At 72.0% G+C, this 18,850-nt stretch carries 19 protein-coding genes; 14 read left to right on the forward strand and 5 right to left on the reverse strand.

The genetic code is table 11. The features are described 5' to 3' along the window. Positions 1-3: 3 nt before the first annotated feature. Entirely contained in the window at positions 4-468 is a 465-nt protein-coding gene (locus tag NYO98_RS03925) for a metallopeptidase family protein (RefSeq protein WP_268110220.1), read from the reverse strand. A 49-nt stretch (positions 469-517) separates the two neighbouring features. On the opposite strand from NYO98_RS03925, the gene NYO98_RS03930 reads away from it, so the two are divergent. The 3 genes from NYO98_RS03930 to NYO98_RS03940 are packed head-to-tail and all read left to right on the forward strand — an operon-like array spanning position 518 to position 2,133. Continuing rightward, positions 518-880, forward strand: a complete 363-nt coding sequence (locus NYO98_RS03930) for a DUF3499 domain-containing protein (protein ID WP_268110221.1) — start codon at positions 518-520, stop codon at positions 878-880. Between the two features lie 30 nt (positions 881-910). Next, a complete protein-coding gene (locus NYO98_RS03935) occupies positions 911-1,084 on the forward strand; it encodes a Trm112 family protein (RefSeq protein WP_300050609.1) in 174 nt (57 codons plus the stop codon). A 17-nt stretch (positions 1,085-1,101) separates the two neighbouring features. After that, positions 1,102-2,133, forward strand: a complete 1,032-nt coding sequence (locus tag NYO98_RS03940) for an SIS domain-containing protein (RefSeq protein WP_268110222.1) — start codon at positions 1,102-1,104, stop codon at positions 2,131-2,133. Positions 2,134-2,225: 92 nt separating this feature from the next. Here the strand turns inward: NYO98_RS03940 and NYO98_RS03945 are convergent, their stop codons facing one another. Next, positions 2,226-2,729, reverse strand: coding sequence for a GNAT family N-acetyltransferase (locus NYO98_RS03945; protein WP_268110223.1), 504 nt, complete (start codon positions 2,727-2,729; stop codon positions 2,226-2,228). A gap of 9 nt (positions 2,730-2,738) precedes the next feature. Continuing rightward, entirely contained in the window at positions 2,739-3,107 is a 369-nt protein-coding gene (locus tag NYO98_RS03950) for a nuclear transport factor 2 family protein (RefSeq protein ID WP_268110224.1), read from the reverse strand. 372 nt (positions 3,108-3,479) lie between these two features. On the opposite strand from NYO98_RS03950, the gene NYO98_RS03955 reads away from it, so the two are divergent. The 11 genes from NYO98_RS03955 (at position 3,480) to secA (ending at position 17,593) form a co-directional block, all read left to right on the forward strand. After that, positions 3,480-4,058: a GNAT family N-acetyltransferase gene (locus NYO98_RS03955; protein WP_268110225.1), complete on the forward strand. Its 579-nt coding sequence runs from the start codon at positions 3,480-3,482 to the stop codon at positions 4,056-4,058. Positions 4,059-4,139: 81 nt separating this feature from the next. Next, a complete protein-coding gene (locus NYO98_RS03960; protein ID WP_268110226.1) occupies positions 4,140-5,243 on the forward strand; it encodes a DUF808 domain-containing protein in 1,104 nt (367 codons plus the stop codon). 92 nt (positions 5,244-5,335) lie between these two features. Further along, positions 5,336-6,787, forward strand: a complete 1,452-nt coding sequence (gene ahcY, locus NYO98_RS03965) for an adenosylhomocysteinase (protein ID WP_268110227.1) — start codon at positions 5,336-5,338, stop codon at positions 6,785-6,787. A gap of 53 nt (positions 6,788-6,840) precedes the next feature. Further along, positions 6,841-7,539, forward strand: coding sequence for an MtrAB system response regulator MtrA (mtrA, locus tag NYO98_RS03970; RefSeq protein WP_268110228.1), 699 nt, complete (start codon positions 6,841-6,843; stop codon positions 7,537-7,539). Between the two features lie 15 nt (positions 7,540-7,554). After that, positions 7,555-9,150 carry an MtrAB system histidine kinase MtrB gene (mtrB, locus tag NYO98_RS03975; RefSeq protein ID WP_268110683.1) on the forward strand — a complete coding sequence of 532 codons (1,596 nt, stop codon included), beginning with the start codon at positions 7,555-7,557 and terminating at the stop codon, positions 9,148-9,150. Then, complete coding sequence (locus tag NYO98_RS03980; RefSeq protein WP_268110229.1) at positions 9,147-10,910, forward strand: GerMN domain-containing protein; 1,764 nt, start codon at positions 9,147-9,149, stop codon at positions 10,908-10,910. Before mtrB ends, NYO98_RS03980 begins: the two co-directional genes overlap by 4 nt. A gap of 58 nt (positions 10,911-10,968) precedes the next feature. Then, positions 10,969-11,718 (forward strand): ComF family protein, encoded by a 750-nt coding sequence (locus NYO98_RS03985; protein ID WP_268110230.1) that lies wholly within the window; start codon positions 10,969-10,971, stop codon positions 11,716-11,718. Between the two features lie 401 nt (positions 11,719-12,119). Further along, positions 12,120-12,734: a ribosome hibernation-promoting factor, HPF/YfiA family gene (gene hpf / locus NYO98_RS03990; protein WP_268110231.1), complete on the forward strand. Its 615-nt coding sequence runs from the start codon at positions 12,120-12,122 to the stop codon at positions 12,732-12,734. A gap of 44 nt (positions 12,735-12,778) precedes the next feature. Further along, the gene (locus NYO98_RS03995; protein ID WP_268110232.1) at positions 12,779-13,459 is read left to right on the forward strand and encodes a response regulator; all 681 of its coding nucleotides are present in this window, start codon (positions 12,779-12,781) and stop codon (positions 13,457-13,459) included. 39 nt (positions 13,460-13,498) lie between these two features. Further along, a complete protein-coding gene (locus NYO98_RS04000) occupies positions 13,499-14,725 on the forward strand; it encodes a winged helix-turn-helix domain-containing protein (RefSeq protein WP_268110233.1) in 1,227 nt (408 codons plus the stop codon). A gap of 15 nt (positions 14,726-14,740) precedes the next feature. Then, positions 14,741-17,593: a preprotein translocase subunit SecA gene (gene secA, locus NYO98_RS04005; RefSeq protein WP_268110234.1), complete on the forward strand. Its 2,853-nt coding sequence runs from the start codon at positions 14,741-14,743 to the stop codon at positions 17,591-17,593. 19 nt (positions 17,594-17,612) lie between these two features. Here secA and NYO98_RS04010 read toward each other — a convergent pair whose 3' ends face one another. Then, positions 17,613-18,131, reverse strand: coding sequence for an Rv3235 family protein (locus tag NYO98_RS04010; RefSeq protein ID WP_268110235.1), 519 nt, complete (start codon positions 18,129-18,131; stop codon positions 17,613-17,615). Then, the gene (locus NYO98_RS04015) at positions 18,128-18,772 is read right to left on the reverse strand and encodes a LysM peptidoglycan-binding domain-containing protein (protein WP_268110236.1); all 645 of its coding nucleotides are present in this window, start codon (positions 18,770-18,772) and stop codon (positions 18,128-18,130) included. The genes NYO98_RS04010 and NYO98_RS04015 overlap by 4 nt, the downstream gene beginning before the upstream one ends. Positions 18,773-18,850 lie beyond the last annotated feature (78 nt).

Genomic DNA, 18,850 nt, shown 5'->3' on the forward strand with positions numbered 1-18,850 from the left:
GGATCAGTCGGCGTACCGCTCGTCGACCTGGCCGGGCGTGAGGTTGAGCAGCTCGGCGAGCTGCTCCACGACGACGGTGTGGACCATCGCCTCGAGCTCGTCGCGCGAGGTCGAGCGGTGCTCGATCGGCCGGCGGAAGATCACCAGCCGGGTCGGCTGCTGGCCCTTGCCGCGCACCAGCGACGACAGCGGGACGGTCTCGTCGCCCCAGTCGTCGGGCAGCATGGGCGCGTCCTCGACGGCGTACTCCACCAGCCCGAGGTGGCGGTGCCACCGCTCGTCGAGGGGCGTCACCACGTCGAGCACGAGCTGGTCGAAACGCTGCCGCGCCGTCCGCAGGGCCGGGGTGCCCGGACGGGCGGGTGCCACACCCGGGCCGCGCATGCCGCGCCCCCTGCGGTCGCGGGTGCGGCGCCGGGCCTCCCCGTCGCGCTCGCCGCCCGTGTCGCTGCCCACCCCGATGTCCACGCCGCGAGCCTAAGCGCCGCGCGTGCGTGCGCCGGGTACCGTCGGCGCCGTGAGCCTTGCCCGTCGTTGTTCGCGGACGGCGTGTGGCCGTCCCGCGGTCAACACGCTGACCTACGTCTACGCCGACCAGACCGCTGTGCTGGGTCCGTTGGCGACGTACGCCGAGCCGCACGCCTACGACCTCTGCGAGGTGCACAGCGAGCGGTTGTCGGCGCCGCGCGGCTGGGAGGTGCTCCGGCTGGCGCCGGACCCGAAGGCCCAGGGCCCGAGCAGCGACGACCTGCTCGCGCTGGCCGACGCGGTCCGCGAGGCGGCGCGCCCCGCCCCGGCCCCCGTGCCGCTGCACTCCACCGACGACGCGACCCGCGGCGCCAAGCGCGGTCACCTCCGGGTGCTCACGCCCACTGACTGACCGGTGCCGGCACCCCCTAGGATCATCGGCGTGAACATCGACCAGCAGCTGCTGAGCATCATCGTCTGCCCGGCCTGCCACGGCGAGCTGTCGCCCGCGCCCGACGGCGTCGAGGAGCTCGTGTGCCAGGGGTGCGGCAACGCCTACCCGGTCCGCGACGACATCCCGGTGCTGCTGGTCGACGAGGCCCGCAAGCCCGCCTGAGCGCTGAGGAGCTCGCGGTGGCGACCTGGTTCGACGAGGCCCGGCTGGACGACCCCGGGGTGCTGGAGACGGTCGACCTCCGGCTGCGCACGCTCGCCGAGAGCGGTGCCCGGGTGCGCCGCGAGGCCCACGAGTCCGCGGCGGCGACCGCGGAGGCGATCGCGCGCGGTCGCGACGAGGCCCGTCCGCGCGCGGTGATCGCGGCCGGGCCCGACTCCCGGCTGCTGCGCGCGGTGCTCGAGCCGTGGTGCCCGGTGCCGTTCGTGGCGTGGCCCAACCCGGGGCTCCCCGGCTGGGCGGGGTCGCTCGACCTCGTCGTCATGCTCGCGCCCGAGGGCAACGACCACGGGTCGGCGTCGGCCGTCGCCGAGGCCGTACGCCGCGGCGCGCAGGTCGTGGTCGCGTGCCCCGAGCGCTCGCTCGTCGGGGAGCACGCCGCCGGACGCCACGTCACGGTGCTGCCGACGGTGACCGGCGACCAGCTCGCCACCGCCGTCGTCGTGCTCGACTACCTCGCCCACGTCCACCTCGGTCCGCGCGCCGACGCCGAGTCGGTCGCCGCGTCGCTCGACCGGGTCGCGGAGGAGTGCTCGCCGCACCGCGACCTCGCGGTCAACCCGGCCAAGATGCTCGCGATCACGATGGCCGACACGAACCCGCTCGTCTGGGGCGGATCCGTCCTCGCCGCCCGCGCCGCCCGGCGCCTGGCCGAGTCGCTGCGCCGCACGAGCGGTCGCTCGGCGATCGCCGGTGACGCCGAGCACCTGCTCCCCGTGATCGAGGCGACCAGGCCGCGCGACGTGTTCGCCGACCCGATCACCGACGAGCCCGGCGACCTGCGCCCGCTGCTACTGATCCTCGACGACCGGACCGATGACCCGATCGTCCGCGCGCAGACGGGCGAGCTGAAGGCCGCCGCCGCGCGACACGGCGTCCGCGTCGAGGTGCTCGAGACCGACGCCGACGCCGAGGTCGCTCGGTACGCCTCGTTGCTGCTCACCGGCACCTACGCCGCGGAGTACCTCCGCGTCGGCCTCGTCGACGAGTAGGGAGCTTGCGGCCGTCGACCTCGGGTCGGGGATCGTCACGGCGCGGGAGCTCGAGCAGTCGACGGTGATCTGACGCTTCTCGCGAGGTGTCGTCAGGACCGCTGGAGCCGCATCCCGAACACCCATGCGTCGCCCCCGTGGACGTGGGCGGTGCGCTCGACCTCCATGCCGAGGCGACGGGCGACCGCCTGCGAGGGCGCGTTGTCCGGCCGGATGAGCGCCACGAGGTGGTCGACCCCGTGGGCGGCCGCGCAGTCGCGCACGGACCGGGCTGCTTCGGTGGCGTAGCCGTGGCTGCGCATCGCCGGCAGCAGGTGGTAGCCGACCTCGACGTGGGGGACGCCCTCGACGTCCTGGACGGTGAGGCCGCAGTCGCCGACGAACGCGCCGTCGTGGGTCTCCACGACCCAGAGCCCGAAGTCGTGCTCGGCGTGGTTGCGCTCCTGCCACTCGATCCAGCGCACGGCGTCGTCGCGGGTGCTGGGCGGGCGGTCGCCGCGCATCGGGTCGAACGCGACGAGGAGCGCCAGGACGTCGTCGAGGTCGGACCTCGTCATGTGCCGGAAGCGCAGGCGGGCGGTGGGCTCGGGCAGCACCCGGTCAGGCTACGACCGCGTCCCGTCCGGGGGCTCCTGGTCCACGTCGGTCCAGACCTCGACGAGCTCGGAGATTAGGCCGTCGCGCGCGGTCGCGAAGCTCGCCACTGCGAACTCGAGGCGCTCCCCGGCGCTGCCCGTGCCTGTCACCCGCGCCCGCAGGACCGCACGGTCGCCGTCCGCGACGAGGTCCTCGAGGTGCAGGTGCTCGAAGCCGGGGTAGTCGGCGTTGAGGCGCACCCACGCCTCACGGTCGAAGACCTCGTCCGTGTGCACCAGCCGGCAGGTGAAGCCGGGGTGCAGCAGGTCGGGCAGCGCCTCCCAGTCGTGGGCGTCGATGACGTCGGCGAGTCGGGTCAGCAGGGCTCGCGCATCCATGGGCTCGAGTGTGCCCGGCGCCACCGACACCGATCACGGGTCCAACCGCGCCGGTGCACCGTGCAGGCAGTTCGGCCATCGGTCCGCCGACGCCACGCTCGAGCTGGCTCGTAGGGGAGCGAACTGCCTGCATGGTGTTCGGGGTGCGGGCGTACCCCCGCTCCTCGGTCGCGGGGCTGTCGCAGGTGTTCCCGCAGGACGCCCATCCCTTCCCGCGAGAGGTGCTGGCCCGGCGGTGGCACTAGGAGGTCGACGATCCGGCGGGTGGGTCGACACCGGGGAGCGCAGCCGCGGCCCGATGCCGCCCCACGCCGAGCTGCTGACCTACGCCTACGACCCGGATCCGTCCGGAACTGGTCCTACCGTGGCGACATGACCGACACGCCGTCGTACGAGACCCGGCTGCTCACCCCGGACACCTGGGCCGACTTCGCGGCCCTCGTCGAGGCCAACAACGGCGTGTGGGGCGGGTGCTGGTGCATCGGGTTCCACCCCGAGGGCCTGGCCGGGACCGCGGAGGACCACCGGATCGCGAAGCGGGAGCACACCGAGCGGGGCACCGTGCACCAGGTGCTGGTGTACGACGATGGCGAGGCGGTCGGCTGGTGCCAGTTCGGCACGCCCGACGAGCTGCCGCGCATCAAGAACGCAGCGGCCTACGAGAAGGAGCTCGTGACCCTGCCGCAGTGGCGGATCGGCTGCATCTTCACCGGCAGCAAGCACCGCGGGAGGGGCGTCGCGCGGGCCGCGGTGACGGCCGTGCTCGCCGAGATCGCCGCGGCCGGCGGGGGAGTCGTCGAGGCGTACCCGGAGCAGGTGGTCGACCGGAAGCCGCAGCGCGGCGCCTACCTGCACACCGGCCCGGAGTCGCTCTACGAGGAGCTCGGCTTCGTGCGGGACCGGCGGATCGCCAAGTGGCGCCGGGTGATGCGCCGCACCGTCGACGCCTGAGCCCGCGCTCCCGTGCGGGCGGTCGGCGTACGCCCCGCCGATAGGCTGCAGCCTCCGACCCACTGACCCGGAGGATCACCCATGGCCGGCGGACTGTTCGCCCTCCTCGACGACGTCGCCGCACTCGCGCGCATCGCAGCCGCCAGCGCGGACGACGTGGGCGCCGCCGCCGGCCGGGCCAGCGCCAAGGCCGCCGGCGTCGTGGTCGACGACACCGCCGTCACGCCGCAGTACCTCCACGGCTCGGCCGCGGAGCGCGAGCTGCCGATCATCAAGCAGATCGCGATCGGCTCCCTGCGCAACAAGCTGCTCTTCATCCTCCCCGCCGCGGTGCTGCTCGGGCAGTTCCTCCCGTGGCTGCTGCCGGTGATCCTGATCTTCGGCGGTGGCTTCCTCGCCTACGAGGGCGCCCACAAGGTGCACGAGCGCCTCACCGGGCACGCCACCGAGGCCGAGGAGGACGTCTCCGAAGCGGGTGAGTTCACCCCCGAGCACGAGAAGCGCACCATCGCCAACGCCGTGCGCACCGACTTCATCCTCAGCGCCGAGATCATGGTGATCGCGCTCAAGGAGGTCGTCAGCTCCGACCCCGACGCGAGCATCTGGATGCGCGCGATCGTGCTGGCGGTCGTCGCCGTGCTCATCACCGTGCTGGTCTACGGCGTCGTCGCACTGATCGTGAAGATGGACGACGTCGGGCTCGCCCTGTCAAAGCGCGACTCCCGCGGCTCGCAGCGGGTCGGGCTCTGGATGGTCGGCTTCATGCCGAAGCTGCTCGCCGGCATCTCCCTGATCGGCACGCTGGCCATGCTGTGGGTCGGCGGCCACATCTTCCTGGTCAGCCTCTACGAGATCGGTGGTCACGACGGCCTGCTCGAGGGCACGGCCGTCGGCGACGCCCTCCACGCGCCGTACGACCTCCTGCACCACTGGGAGGAGGACGTGCACCACGCGATCGGCGGGGCGCTCGGCAGCCTCGCGGGGTGGCTGCTCAACACGCTCGTCTCGGCCCTCGTCGGCCTCGTGGTCGGCTTCGTGGTCCTGTACGCCCTGCGCGCCGTCGGCGTCGGCGGTCACGGTGACGGGCACGGTGACGGGCACGGTGACGGGCGTGGTGCGGGTCACGGCGGGGAGTCCGGACAGGCGCCCGCCGACCCGCCCGCCGAGGATTCTCCGAATCGCTGACGGCGGTCCTACTCTCTTCTGGTCCGCGCGGGAGATCCCGAGGACGCACAGATGTGCGGCGCAGACGGCTCCACCACACCAGGAGACAACCGATGGACTTCAACGTCGCCGACCTCAACCTCGCCGCCTACGGCCGCAAGGAGATCGAGCTCGCCGAGCACGAGATGCCGGGCCTGATGGCCATGCGCGAGCGCTACGGCAAGGAGCAGCCGCTCAAGGGCGCGCGCATCGCCGGCTCGCTGCACATGACGATCCAGACCGCCGTGCTGATCGAGACCCTCGCGGCCCTCGGCGCGGACATCCGCTGGGCCACCTGCAACATCTTCTCCACCCAGGACCACGCCGCCGCTGCGGTGGTCGTCGGCCCCCCGTCGAAGGGTGGCACCCCCGAGAACCCGCAGGGCGTGCCGGTCTTCGCGTGGAAGGGTGAGACCCTCGCCGAGTACTGGGACGAGGCCGAGAAGGTCTTCGACTTCGCCGAGGGCGGTCCCAACATGCTGCTCGACGACGGCGGCGACATCACGATGCTGCTCCACCTCGGCGTCGAGTACGAGAAGGCCGGCAAGGTCCCCTCGCAGGACTCCACGGACAACGAGGAGTTCAAGGAGGTGCTGCGCGTCCTGGCCCGCTCGCTGGAGACCGACCCGCAGCGCTGGACCAACCGCGCGCCGATGGTGAAGGGCGTCTCGGAGGAGACCACGACCGGCGTCCTGCGCCTCTACGAGCGCTTCAAGGAGGGCACGCTGCTCTTCCCGGCGATCAACGTCAACGACTCGGTCACCAAGTCCAAGTTCGACAACAAGTACGGCTGCCGCCACTCGCTCGTCGACGGCATCAACCGCGCCACCGACGTGATGATCGGCGGCAAGGTCGCGGTCGTCTGCGGCTACGGCGACGTCGGCAAGGGCTCCGCGGAGTCGCTGCGCGGCCAGGGTGCGCGCGTCATCGTCACCGAGATCGACCCCATCTGCGCGCTGCAGGCCGCGATGGACGGCTACGAGGTCAAGCGCCTCGACTCGGTCGTCGAGACCGCCGACATCTTCATCACCACGACCGGCAACTTCGACATCATCACGGTCGAGCACTTCCACAAGATGAAGCACCAGGCGATCGTCGGCAACATCGGTCACTTCGACAACGAGATCAACATGGCGGGCCTGGCCAAGATCCCCGGCATCGTCAAGGACGAGATCAAGCCGCAGGTCCACCAGTGGATCTTCCCCAGCGAGGACGGCAAGCCCGGCAAGAAGATCATCGTGCTGTCGGAGGGCCGCCTGCTCAACCTGGGCAACGCCACCGGCCACCCGTCGTTCGTCATGTCGAACTCCTTCACCAACCAGGTGCTGGCCCAGATCGACCTGTTCACCAAGGCCGACTCCTACGAGCTGGGCGTGCACGTGCTGCCCAAGCACCTCGACGAGGAGGTCGCCCGGCTGCACCTCGACGCCCTCGGCGTCGAGCTGACCGAGCTCTCCAAGGAGCAGGCCGCCTACCTCGGCGTCCCGGTCGAGGGCCCGTACAAGCCCGAGCACTACCGCTACTGATCCGCGCACGCGTTCGGCTGAGGTCGGTCGTGGTGCCCCAATAGACTGGCGCCATGACCGACTTCGCCGAACCAGCGCGCGGCAGCGTGCTCGTCGTCGACGACGACCCCTCCCTGGCGGAGATGCTCTCCATCGTGCTGCGGCAGGAAGGGTTCGACAGCCGCATCGTGGGGCGAGGTGACGTGGCCCTCGACGCCTTCCGCGACTACCGGCCCGACCTGGTGCTGCTCGACCTGATGCTGCCCGGCAAGGACGGCATCGACGTCTGCAAGGAGATCCGCGCCGAGTCCGGCGTGCCGATCGTGATGCTGACCGCGAAGGGCGACACCATCGACGTCGTCGTCGGCCTCGAGTCCGGCGCCGACGACTACATCGTCAAGCCGTTCAAGCCCAAGGAGCTCATCGCCCGCGTCCGCGCGCGCGTCCGTCGCAACGACGTCACCCCCGACGAGGGGCTGACCATCGGCGACGTGTCCATCGACGTGGCCGGCCACTCGGTGACCCGGGCGGGCGAGCCGATCAACCTCACGCCCCTCGAGTTCGACCTGCTGGTCTGCCTCGCCCGCAAGCCGTGGCAGGTGTTCACGCGCGAGGTCCTGCTGGAGCAGGTCTGGGGCTACCGCCACAGCGCCGACACCCGCCTGGTCAACGTGCACGTGCAGCGGCTGCGCTCCAAGGTGGAGCACGACCCGGAGAACCCGGAGGTCGTGGTGACCGTCCGCGGCGTGGGCTACAAGGCCGGCAAGTCCTAGGGGCCGCCGGTGAGCATGCGTGACCGGCTCCCACCGGTGCTGAGGCACGGGCCCGCCTTCTGGCGGCGCTCGGTGCAGGCGCGCGTCGTGGTCAGCACGGTCCTGCTCTCCGCGGCCGTCGTCGGCATCGTCGGCTGGTTCCTCATCCAGCAGACCCGCGACGGTCTCCTCGACCACCGCGTCGAGGCCGTCGTGCAGGAGGCCGAGGGCGAGACCGCGGCGGCCCGCGCGGCGCTCGCCGCCACGCCCGGCATCGACGCCGACGAGTCGGCCCAGCAGCAGGCGCTCGTCGAGCCGATCCAGGCCCGCGGGACCACGCGCGGCTTCGCCGTGGTGCTGTCGCCGCCGGTGAACGAGGGACTCCGGCTGGCGGACGGCGGCGCGAAGTTCACCGAGGGCCTCGACCTGTCCAGCGTCCCGGAGACCCTCGAGGCCCGCTTCGACTCGCTCTCCCCGACGGCCTGGACCTTCACCGACATCCGCACGACCCGGCCGATCCAGGGCCTCCCCGAGGGTCCGGGCATCGTGGTGGGCAGCCAGATCCGCCTGCCTGCCGACGACAACACCTACACGCTCTACTACCTCTACCCGCTGGCCGAGCAGCAGGAGACGCTCGCCCTGGTGTCCCGCGCCATGCTCATCGCCGGCGTGCCGCTGCTGCTGCTCGTGGCGGGGCTGACCTGGCTGGTCACCCGCCAGGTCGTGACGCCGATCCGGATGGCCCGCCGGGTCGCGGAGCGCCTCGCGGCGGGCCAGCTGCAGGAGCGGCTCCGCGTCACCGGCGAGGACGACCTGGCGCGGCTCGCGACCTCGTTCAACCAGATGGCCTCCAACCTCCAGAAGCAGATCCGCCAGCTCGAGGAGCTCAGCCGGCTCCAGCGACGCTTCGTCTCCGACGTCTCCCACGAGCTGCGGACCCCCATCACGACCGTGCGGATGGCCAGCGACGTCATCCACGACGCCAAGCCCTTCCTCGACCCGGTCACCGGCCGTGCGGCCGAGCTGCTCCAGAAGGAGCTCGACCGCTTCGAGACGCTCCTGGCCGACCTGCTCGAGATCAGCCGCTTCGACGCCGGCGCCGCGGTGCTCGAGACCGAGGACGTGGACCTCGTCGACGTCGCCCGTCGCGTGGTCGACATGACCTCCGTGCTCGCGGCGCAGCGCGACACCCGCGTGGTGCTGCACGACCCCGGCTCGCCGTGCGTCGCGGAGGCCGACGTACGCCGGGTGGAGCGGATCGTGCGCAACCTGGTCACCAACGCCATCGACCACGCCGAGTGCCGCGACGTCGAGATCTTCGTCGCCGCCGACCTCCAGTCGGCCGCCATCGCGGTCCGCGACCACGGGGTGGGCCTCGGGCCCGGCGAGTCCGCGATGGTCTTCAACCGGTTCTGGCGCGCCGACCCGGCGCGCGCCCGCACCAGCGGCGGGACCGGGCTCGGCCTCTCGATCTCGCTCGAGGACACCCACCTCCACGGCGGCTGGCTCCAGGCATGGGGCCGTCCCGGGGAGGGCGCCCAGTTCCGCCTGACGCTGCCGCGCCGGCTCGGCACCCAGCTGCGCCACTCGCCGCTGCCGCTGGTGCCCGTCGACGCACGGGAGACCGCATGAAGCGGCGTCCTTCCATGCCCGTGACGCGGGTCGCCCGGCTCGCCGTCCTGGTGGCCGTCGCCGCGCTGCTGGCGGGCTGCGTGCGGATGCCGACCTCGGGCCCGGTCGTCGAGTCGGAGGGGACCGGCAGCTCGCAGGACGCGCCCGGCATCTCCTTCGACCCCCGCCCGCCGCAGGCCGGGCAGGCGACCGCCGAGATCGTCGAGGGCTTCTTCGAGGCGATGAAGGCCACCCCGGTGAGCGTCAGCGTCGCGCGCCAGTTCCTCTCGCGGGAGGCGGCGGAGGCGTGGGTGCCCGAGCAGCAGATCATCACCTACGCCGAGCTCGGGGACCCCACGGCCGGCACGTCGGTCCGCGTGTCGCTGACCGACGTCAACACCTACGACGCGCGCGGCGCCTGGCAGCGCACCCGCGGCGGCGGCACCCTCTCGCTCGGCCTGGTCAAGGAGGACGGGGAGTGGCGCATCGACGAGGTGCCCGACGCCCTCATCGTCCCGGACTCGTGGTTCGACGACTGGTACGAGCGGGCCTCCCTCTACTACTTCGACCCCACGACCGAGATCATGGTCCCCCAGCCGGTGTTCGTCCCTCGCGGCGACCAGTTCGCGTCGTCGCTGGTGCGGGGGCTGCTCACCAGGTCGTCCGCCCAGATGCAGGACGTCACGCGCAGCTACTTCCCGCCGGGCACCCAGGCGGGTCTCTCGGTGCCGATCACCTCCGGGGTCGCGCAGGTCTCGCTCTCGGGTGACCCGGACTCCGTGGACGAGCTGACCGCGCAGCGGATGCTCGCCCAGCTCGTCTGGACGCTGCGGCAGGAGCCGCGCATCGGCGCGGTCCAGCTCAGCATCGGCGGTCGGACCATCGTCGGGCCCAGCGGTTCCCCGCAGGTGAGCCTGCAGTTCGGCAGCGGCTACGACCCCAACGGCGTGCCCGCCACGACCGACCTCTTCGCGCTCGACGAGGGACGCGTCGTGACCGGCCCGATGGGCGAGCTCGCACCCACGCTCGGCCCCCTCGGGCAGGACGACTCCGGCTACGACCTGCGCTCCATCGGCGCCAGCCTCTCCGGCGTCCGCGTGGCCGGGGTCACCGCCACCGGCTCGGACCTGGTGGTCGCGCCGGCCGAGTCGCCCACCGGCGAGGTGACGACCGTCATCGCCGGGGCCGTCGACCTGACCGCGCCGCACTGGGACTACCGCGACCGCATCTGGGTGCTCGACCGCAACGACGGCCGCGCGCGGGTGTTCCAGGTCGTCGACGGGGAGACCGAGGAGATGCCCGTGCCCGGGCTCACCGGGCGCCGCCTCACCGAGATGATCGTCTCGCGCGACGGCAGCCGGCTGGTCGCCGTCGTCCGCGCCGGCAAGACGGACCGCGTCGTCTCGGTCCGCGTCCGGCACGACGCCGGCGGCGCGGTGGTCGGGTTCACCGAGCCCCAGGTGCTGTCGGAGCCGACCGAGGGCACCGCGCGCATCCGCGACATCGCGTGGCGCTCGCCGACGACCGTGTCGGTGCTGCGCGACATCATCACCGAGGGCCTCTCGCAGGTGCGCACGGTCTCCGTCGACGGTGCTCCCGGCGAGATCTCGACCGGCGGCACGACGACCCTGCGCGGGCGCATCCGCACGCTCGTGTCCAGCCCGGTCGACCTCGTCGAGGCCTACGCCGTCGCCGGGCGCGACGTGTTCGCCCTGACCCGCCCCGAGCGCTCGGTGCCCGACCTGCCGCCCGGCCTGACGTCGCTGACCTACGTCGGCTGATCCACAGGCGACGCGCCGGCGGTTGCCGTCGTACGACGCCTCCTGCTGCCATGGCCGGGTGCTCGACGAGGCCCTCGACCTGTTCCTCGGCAGCCGGTGCGTGGGCTGCGACCTGCCGGGCCGGATGCTGTGCCCGACCTGCCGCGACGGCCTCTCGACCCGCGCGCGGGTGGCGTGGCCGAGCCCGGTGCCGGAGGGGCTCGTGACGCCGTGGGTCGCGGAGGCGTACGACGGCGCGGTCAAGGCGCTGGTGGTGGGCCACAAGGACCGCGGCCAGTGGGGCCACCGCCGGGTGCTGGGCGACCTGCTGGCGCACGCGGTCCACGGCGCCGCCGCCCACCTCGACCCCGCGGTGCCGCTGCTGCTGGTCCCGGTGCCGTCGCGGCCGGGCGCGGGTCGGCGTCGCGGCTACGAGGCCACCGAGGCGTTGGTGCGCAGGGCCTGCACCCGGGTCCGCCGCGAGCGACCCGCGGCGGTCGTGCCCCTGCTGGTCTCGCGCGGTGCCGCCGACCAGGCCGGCCTCGACGCGGGGGACCGGGCCGCCAACGTGGCCGGCTCGATGCACTGCCGCACCGCCGCGCTCGCGCGCGCCGGGCGCCGGTGGAGCCGGGCCCACGTGCTCGTCTGCGACGACGTGCTGACCACCGGCTCGACCGCCCGGGAGGCCCAGCGGGCGCTCGAGGCGGTGGGCCTGCCGCCCGCCGCGGTCGTTGCCGTGGCGGCCACCCGGCGCCGCGGCGCCGGTGGAGCGAGTGCCGCTGGCTCGACAGGTGACCCCGCGGTTGGATCGGGACGGCGGAGGGGCTAGCGTCTTGTCATGGAGTCCGCCCGGGTCCGTGGTTGCGTCACGGAGAGGGCTGTGCGCGTCACCGTCAGGTGCAGCGACAGGCCGGACCCGCGGCAAGCCGATGCCAGTCGCAGGCGAAACGGTCCACGTAAGTCCCCGGGCACCGCGCTGCTCAGCAGCCCGACGTCCGTCGGACGATCACGGTGCGGCTTAGAAGTAAGTCCTGCCTCGACTCCGGCGCCAGATGTGCCGGAAGCCGGGAGAAGGCCAGTAGTGACGGAGAAGTCGCGAACGCTTCAGCAGGCGGTTGTGGGGTCGAAGACCAGGTCGGCCGGGCGGGCTCCATCCCACCCTGCCCCGGCGGGTGTGCCGCCGCGGCGAAATGGAGGGGTGCGGACCGTTCGCTAGTTGAGGAGGTTCACATGGAGGTTGTGGTCACGGGGCGGCACTGCGAGGTGTCCGACCGGTTCCGCGAGCACGTGTCCGAGAAGCTCAGCCGTCTGGAGAAGCACGATCACCGCATCATGCGCGTCCAGGTCGAGGTCGGGCTCGAGAAGAACCCCCGCCAGCACGACCGGTCGACGAAGGTCGAGCTCACCGCCTTCTCCAAGGGGCCGGTGATCCGCGCCGAGGCCGCGGCCGAGGACAAGATGGGCGCCCTCGACCTGGCCCTCGACAAGATGCAGGCGCAGATGCGTCGCGCTGCCGACCGCCGCCGCGTGCACAAGGGCCGCAACACCCACGTCGGCGTGGGCGAGGCCCTCGCCGCGATGCCCGAGGTCGAGGACGCCCCCGCCGACGACGAGGCCGTCGTCGAGCGCAAGGTCGGCCCGATCACGGTGACGGGTGACGGACCGCTCGTGGTCCGCGAGAAGTCCCACAGCGCAGTCCCGATGACCCTTGACCAGGCCCTCTACGAGATGGAGCTCGTGGGGCACGACTTCTACCTCTTCGTCGACAAGGAGAGCGAGCGGCCCGCGGTGGTATACCGACGGCGCGGCTACGACTACGGGGTCATCTCCCTCGAGGTGGACTGAACCGACCCCTGCCCCCGGTCGCGCGCGCATGACATGATGCGCGCGTGACCGAGGCGACATCAGCTGGGACCGAACCCGTCCGCGTCCTCGTCGTGGACGACCAGGAGCTCTTCCGACGTGGCCTCATCATGCTGCTGGGCGGGGACGCCGACATCGAGGTGGTCGGCGAGGCGGCCGACGGCATCACCGCCACCGAGCTGGCGATCACCACCGCGCCCGACGTGATCCTGCTCGACGTGCGGATGCCGCGCCGCACCGGCGTCGAGGCGTGCCGCGCGATCAAGGAGGCCGTGCCGGCCACCAAGATCATCATGCTCACCGTCTCCGACGAGGAGGCCGACCTCTACGAGTCGGTCAAGAACGGTGCCGCCGGGTACCTGCTCAAGGACTCCTCGATCGAGGAGGTCGCCCAGGCCATCCGCGTCGTCAACGAGGGCCAGTCGCTGATCAGCCCGTCGATGGCCGTGAAGCTGATCGACGAGTTCAAGCAGATGTCCAAGCCCGAGCGCGAGCAGGGACCGGCGCTGCGCCTCACCGAGCGTGAGCTCGAGGTCCTGCGCCTCGTGGCCAAGGGGCTCAACAACCGTGAGGTCGCCAAGGAGCTCTTCATCTCCGAGAACACGGTCAAGAACCACGTCCGCAACATCCTGGAGAAGCTGCAGCTCCACTCCCGCATGGAGGCCGTCATGTACGCCATGCGCGAGAAGCTGCTCGACCTTCCCTGAGCGACCCGGTTGTCGTACGCCTCTGGTTGAGTTCGCGGCGTGGACCAGCTCACGCAGCTCCAGGCCCGTCGCATCGCGCTGGCCGCCCAGGGCTTCACCGACCGGACCCATGCCACGCCCACGATGGCGACGTTCGACCGGACCCTGGCGCGCACGGGCGTCCTCCAGGTCGACTCGGTCAACGTCCTCCAGCGCGCGCACTTCATGCCGCTCTACTCGCGGATGGGCCCCTACGACGTCGACCTCCTGCGTCGTGCCCAGCACGGCACCCCGCGGCGACCGCGCCGCCTCGTCGAGTACTGGGCGCACGTGCAGGCGCTCATGCCGGTGGACCTGTGGCCGCTGATGCGGCACCGGATGGAGAAGTACCGCGCCGAGCGCGGCAAGTGGGGCTTCACCGCCGACGAGGCGCTCGAGCCGCGGGTGCTCGACGCCGTCCGTGACCGGGGGCCGGTCACCGCGCGCGACCTGGAGGACGAGTTCAGCACCGGTCCCCGCACCAAGGAGCACTGGGGCTGGAACTGGTCCGAGGCGCGCAAGGTCCTCGACTACCTCTACCTCGTGGGCGACGTCGCCGTCGCCGGGCGCAACAGCCAGTTCGAGGTGGTCTACGACGTGCCCGAGCGGGTCCTGCCCCCGAGCGTGCTCGCCGCGCCCACGCCGACGCCGCAGGAGGCGGTCACCGAGCTCGTCCGCCGTGCCGCGCGCTCGCACGGGGTGGCCAGCGGACCGTGCCTGGCCGACTACTACCGCCTGCGGCTGCAGCCCGCGCCCGGGAAGGCGAGCGTCAAGGTGGCGATCGACGAGCTCGTCGAGGACGGCGAGCTGATCCCGGTGACCGTGCAGGGGTGGAAGCGGCAGGCGTGGCTCCACCGCGACGCCCGGCTGCCCCGGCGGGTGGGCGCACGCACCCTGCTCAGCCCCTTCGACCCCGTCGTGTGGGAGCGGGCGCGGGCCGAGGCGCTCTTCGACTTCTTCTACCGGATCGAGATCTACGTCCCCGCCGACAAGCGCGTGCACGGCTACTACGTGCTGCCGTTCCTCCTCGGCGACCGGCTGGTCGGCAGGGTCGACCTCAAGGCCGACCGGGCCGCCGGACGGCTGCTGGTCCCGGGCGCGTTCGCGGAGGCGGGCGCCCCTCCCGAGACCGCCCACGAGCTGGCGGCCGAGCTGCGGCGGATGGCCGACTGGCTCGGCCTCGACGACGTGGTAGTGGGCGAGCGGGGTGACCTGTCGCACGCATTGGGTCACGCGTTGGCGGGGTAGGTACAGTTACCACTCGTGCCTGCCATCATCGACAAGCTCCTCCGCATCGGCGAGGGCAAGATCCTCCGTGAGCTCGAGTCCGTGTCCAAGGCGGTCAACGCCATCGAGGACGACTTCGTCAAGATGACCGACGAGGAGCTCCGCGGGATGACCGACGAGTTCCGCGAGCGGCTCGCCAACGGGGAGACGCTCGACGACATCATGCCGGAGGCCTTCGCCACCGTCCGCGAGGCGAGCAAGCGCGTGCTCGGCATGCGTCCGTTCGACGTGCAGGTCATGGGCGCGGCGGCGCTCCACCTCGGCAACATCGCCGAGATGAAGACCGGTGAGGGCAAGACGCTCGTCGCCGTGCTGCCGTCCTACCTCAACGCCCTCGAGGGCAAGGGCGTCCACGTCGTCACCGTCAACGACTACCTCGCCAAGTTCCAGTCCGAGCAGATGGGCCGCGTGCACCACTTCCTCGGCCTGACCACTGGCGTGATCCTGCCGTCGATGCGCCCCGCTGAGCGTCGCGAGGCCTACGCCTGCGACATCACCTACGGCACCAACAACGAGCTCGGCTTCGACTACCTGCGCGACAACATGGCGGACTCGGTCGCCGAGTGTGTCCAGCGCGGCCACAACTTCGCGATCGTCGACGAGGTCGACTCGATCCTCATCGACGAGGCGCGCACCCCCCTCATCATCAGCGGCCCGACCCAGGACGAGGTCAAGTGGTACGCCGAGTTCTCCAAGGTGGCCCGCTCGATGGTCCGCGACACCGACTACGAGGTCGACGAGAAGAAGCGCACCATCTCGGTGCTGGAGCCCGGCATCACCCGGGTCGAGGACCACCTCGGCATCGACAACCTCTACGACTCGGTCAACACCCCGCTCATCTCCTTCCTCAACAACTCCATCAAGGCCAAGGAGCTGTTCCGCAAGGACAAGGAGTACGTCGTCATGGACGGCGAGGTGCTCATCGTCGACGAGCACACCGGCCGCATCCTGTCCGGCCGCCGCTACAACGACGGCCTGCACCAGGCCATCGAGGCCAAGGAGGGCGTGACCGTCCGCGAGGAGTACCAGACCCTCGCCACGATCACCCTGCAGAACTACTTCCGCCTCTACACCAAGCTCTCCGGCATGACCGGTACGGCCATGACCGAGGCCTCGGAGTTCGACAAGATCTACAAGCTCGGCGTGGTCCCGATCCCGACCAACCGCCCGATGCAGCGCGTCGACAACGTCGACCTCGTCTACCGCACCGAGGAGGCCAAGTACGAGGCCGTCGCCGACGACATCGCCGAGCGCCACGAGAAGGGCCAGCCGATCCTGATCGGCACCGTCTCGGTGGAGAAGTCCGAGTACCTCTCCAACCTGCTCAAGAAGCGCGGCATCCCGCACACGGTCCTCAACGCCAAGCAGCACGCCGACGAGGCCAAGGTCGTCGCGCTCGCCGGCCACAAGGGCGCCGTCACCGTCGCCACCAACATGGCCGGTCGAGGCACCGACATCATGCTCGGCGGCTCGGTCGACTTCCTCGCCGACCAGGAGCTGCGCAAGCAGGGCCTCGACCCCGTGGAGACCGCGGAGGACTACGACGCCGCCTGGCCCGCGATGGTCGAGCGGATCAAGGCCCAGGTCGCGGCCGAGCACGACGAGGTCAAGGAGCTCGGCGGCCTCTACGTCGTCGGCACCGAGCGCCACGAGTCGCGCCGCATCGACAACCAGCTCCGCGGACGTTCCGGCCGCCAGGGCGACCCGGGCGAGTCCCGGTTCTACCTGTCGCTGCAGGACGAGATGATGCGCCTGTTCAAGTCGGAGTGGGTCGACCGCATCCTCACCGTGCTCAAGGTCCCCGACGACGTGCCGATCGACGCCAAGCGCGTCAGCAACGCCATCGCCGGCGCCCAGGCCAACATCGAGTCGCAGAACTTCGAGTCGCGCAAGAACGTCCTCAAGTACGACGACGTGATGAGCCGCCAGCGCGAGGTCATCTACGCCGAGCGCCGCCGGGTGCTCGAGGGCGCCGACCTCGGCGAGCAGATCCGCGGCTTCCTCGACGACGTCATCGCCGGCTACGTCCGCGGCGCGACCGAGGGCTACGCCGAGGACTGGGACCTCGACGGCCTGTTCACGGCCCTCAACCAGCTCTACCCGGTCGGCCTGACCAAGGAGGGCCTGGTCAAGCAGGCCGGTGGAGTCGAGGGGCTCAGCCGCGAGCGGCTCATCGAGGACCTGCAGAAGGACGTGCAGGAGGCCTACGACCGCCGCGAGGACGAGATGGGCGAGGAGGTGCAGCGCGAGCTCGAGCGCCGCGTCGTCCTCTCCGTGCTCGACCGCAAGTGGCGCGAGCACCTCTACGAGATGGACTACCTCCGCGAGGGCATCTACCTGCGGGCCTACTCCCAGCGTGACCCGCTCGTGGAGTACCAGCGCGAGGGCTTCGACATGTTCGCCGCCATGATGGACGGCATCAAGGAGGAGTCGGTCGGCTTCCTCTTCAACCTCCAGGTCGAGGTGGAGGACGACGAGGACGAGGTGGAGCCGGCCCAGGTCGCCCCCCAGGTGTCGGCGGCCACCCCGCAGATCGACTTCGCGCAGGCGGCGGCCCACGCGCCGGGCGCCCAGCCGCAGCAGCAGGCGCAGCACACGCCCACCATCCGGGCCAAGGGCCTCGACAAGCCCAGCCGCCCGCAGAACCTGTCCTACACCGCGCCGTCGGAGGACGGCGAGGCCGAGGTCCACGCGGCCCCGGACGCCGAGGACGACCCGTTCGCCGGCGTCGGCCGCAACTCGCTGTGCCCCTGCGGCTCGGGACAGAAGTTCAAGCGCTGCCACGGTGCCCCCGGTGGCGCCACCGGCCGCGCGACCATGGGCGGCTGACCGGCGCACGGACGGGGCGTCAGCCCCAGCAGATCGCCACGCACTGCCACCGGTCCCGCACGACCTCGAAGCGTGCGGCGACCGCGCGCGAGCGGCGGCCGTAGCGCACGTGCGCGCTGGCCTCGACCGCGTCGCTGCGGATCAGGGCGGTGCGTACGCCGACCACGACCGGCCGCGCCGGGTTGGGTCCCCGGACCCGGCCCGGCGCGAGGCCGCCTGCGGCGGTGACCGCCCGGGCGCGGCCCGACAGCGCGTCGAACACCTCCGGGACGGTGTGGCGGAGCAGCTGGGCGACGGGTCGGTCGCCGGCGGCGATCTCGACCGCGGCCTGCAGGTAGCGCCCGACGAACGCGTCGACCTGCTCCCGCGAGGCGCGCTCGAGGTCGGCCAGGTCGCTCGCGCGGGTGCTGCGCAGGCGGGGGCGCGGGGGAGCGGTGCGCGGGGTAAGGTCCAGGGCGAGCGCGCCCTGCACGCTGGCCACGCCGGCGCTCGGCCGGAGGACGATGACCTCGGCCTCGGCGGTGTCGGGTGTGCTCATCGTCGTTCTCCGTCCTTCTCGGCGGTCGGTTCGGTGTCGGGCAGGCGGAGTGCCTGGCCCGGGTGGATCAGGTCGGGGTCGGCGCCGACGACGTCCCGGTTGAGGCGCCAGATCTCGCGCCAGCGCGACTCGACGTCCGTGCCGGGCGCGGGGTGCGCCCGGGCGATGGACCACAGCGAGTCGCCGGCCCGGACCACGTGGTCGCCCTGGGCCGCGGGGGACGGGGCAGTGCCGGGCGACCGGGTCGTGGTCGACGCGACGGCACGCTCGGGCAGCGGGAGACCCACCAGCACCTCGGCATCCCCGCCGCCGGAGGCGTGCGCGGGGAGCGTCGTGCCGGCGGCGACGGCCACGCCGCACGCGAGGAGGACCAGCCGGCGGGCGGCGCCGCCGCCCCGCGGGACCGAGCCCGCCACGACCTGGGCGACCGTGAGCGAGGTGACGAGCCAGAGCCACGCCAGGGACAGGGCCAGGCCCGTCGCGCAGGCCGCCACCAGCACCTGGTCGGCACCCGCGGAGACGCTCGCCCCCGCTGCGGCCCGCCAGGCGCCGGGCACCGTCAGTGCCGCCGCGGTCGCCGCGGCCGTGACGCCGACCCAGACGGCGTACGGCCGTGCGCGCCCGACGAGCTCCCGAGACATCACGCGATCCTTTCGTTTGCGTGCGTTTGCTTCATTCAACGAACGTTGGCCGATGGTGTCAACGCTTCCTCCACAAGG

Origin of the sequence: Nocardioides pini, from assembly GCF_026712185.1 — a bacterium.
Lineage (GTDB): Bacteria > Actinomycetota > Actinomycetes > Propionibacteriales > Nocardioidaceae > Nocardioides > Nocardioides pini.

Bases quoted from the DNA above. Each gene is read 5' to 3' on its own strand.
- mtrB (WP_268110683.1), top strand. From the start codon at position 7,555: ATGCGTGACCGGCTCCCACCGGTGCTGAGGCACGGGCCCGCCTTCTGG.
- ahcY (WP_268110227.1), top strand. From the start codon at position 5,336: ATGGACTTCAACGTCGCCGACCTCAACCTCGCCGCCTACGGCCGCAAG.
- hpf (WP_268110231.1), top strand. From the start codon at position 12,120: ATGGAGGTTGTGGTCACGGGGCGGCACTGCGAGGTGTCCGACCGGTTC.
- NYO98_RS04015 (WP_268110236.1), bottom strand. From the start codon at position 18,772: ATGTCTCGGGAGCTCGTCGGGCGCGCACGGCCGTACGCCGTCTGGGTC.
- NYO98_RS03980 (WP_268110229.1), top strand. From the start codon at position 9,147: ATGAAGCGGCGTCCTTCCATGCCCGTGACGCGGGTCGCCCGGCTCGCC.
- mtrA (WP_268110228.1), top strand. From the start codon at position 6,841: ATGACCGACTTCGCCGAACCAGCGCGCGGCAGCGTGCTCGTCGTCGAC.
- NYO98_RS04010 (WP_268110235.1), bottom strand. From the start codon at position 18,131: ATGAGCACACCCGACACCGCCGAGGCCGAGGTCATCGTCCTCCGGCCG.
- NYO98_RS03960 (WP_268110226.1), top strand. From the start codon at position 4,140: ATGGCCGGCGGACTGTTCGCCCTCCTCGACGACGTCGCCGCACTCGCG.
- NYO98_RS03955 (WP_268110225.1), top strand. From the start codon at position 3,480: ATGACCGACACGCCGTCGTACGAGACCCGGCTGCTCACCCCGGACACC.
- NYO98_RS03950 (WP_268110224.1), bottom strand. From the start codon at position 3,107: ATGGATGCGCGAGCCCTGCTGACCCGACTCGCCGACGTCATCGACGCC.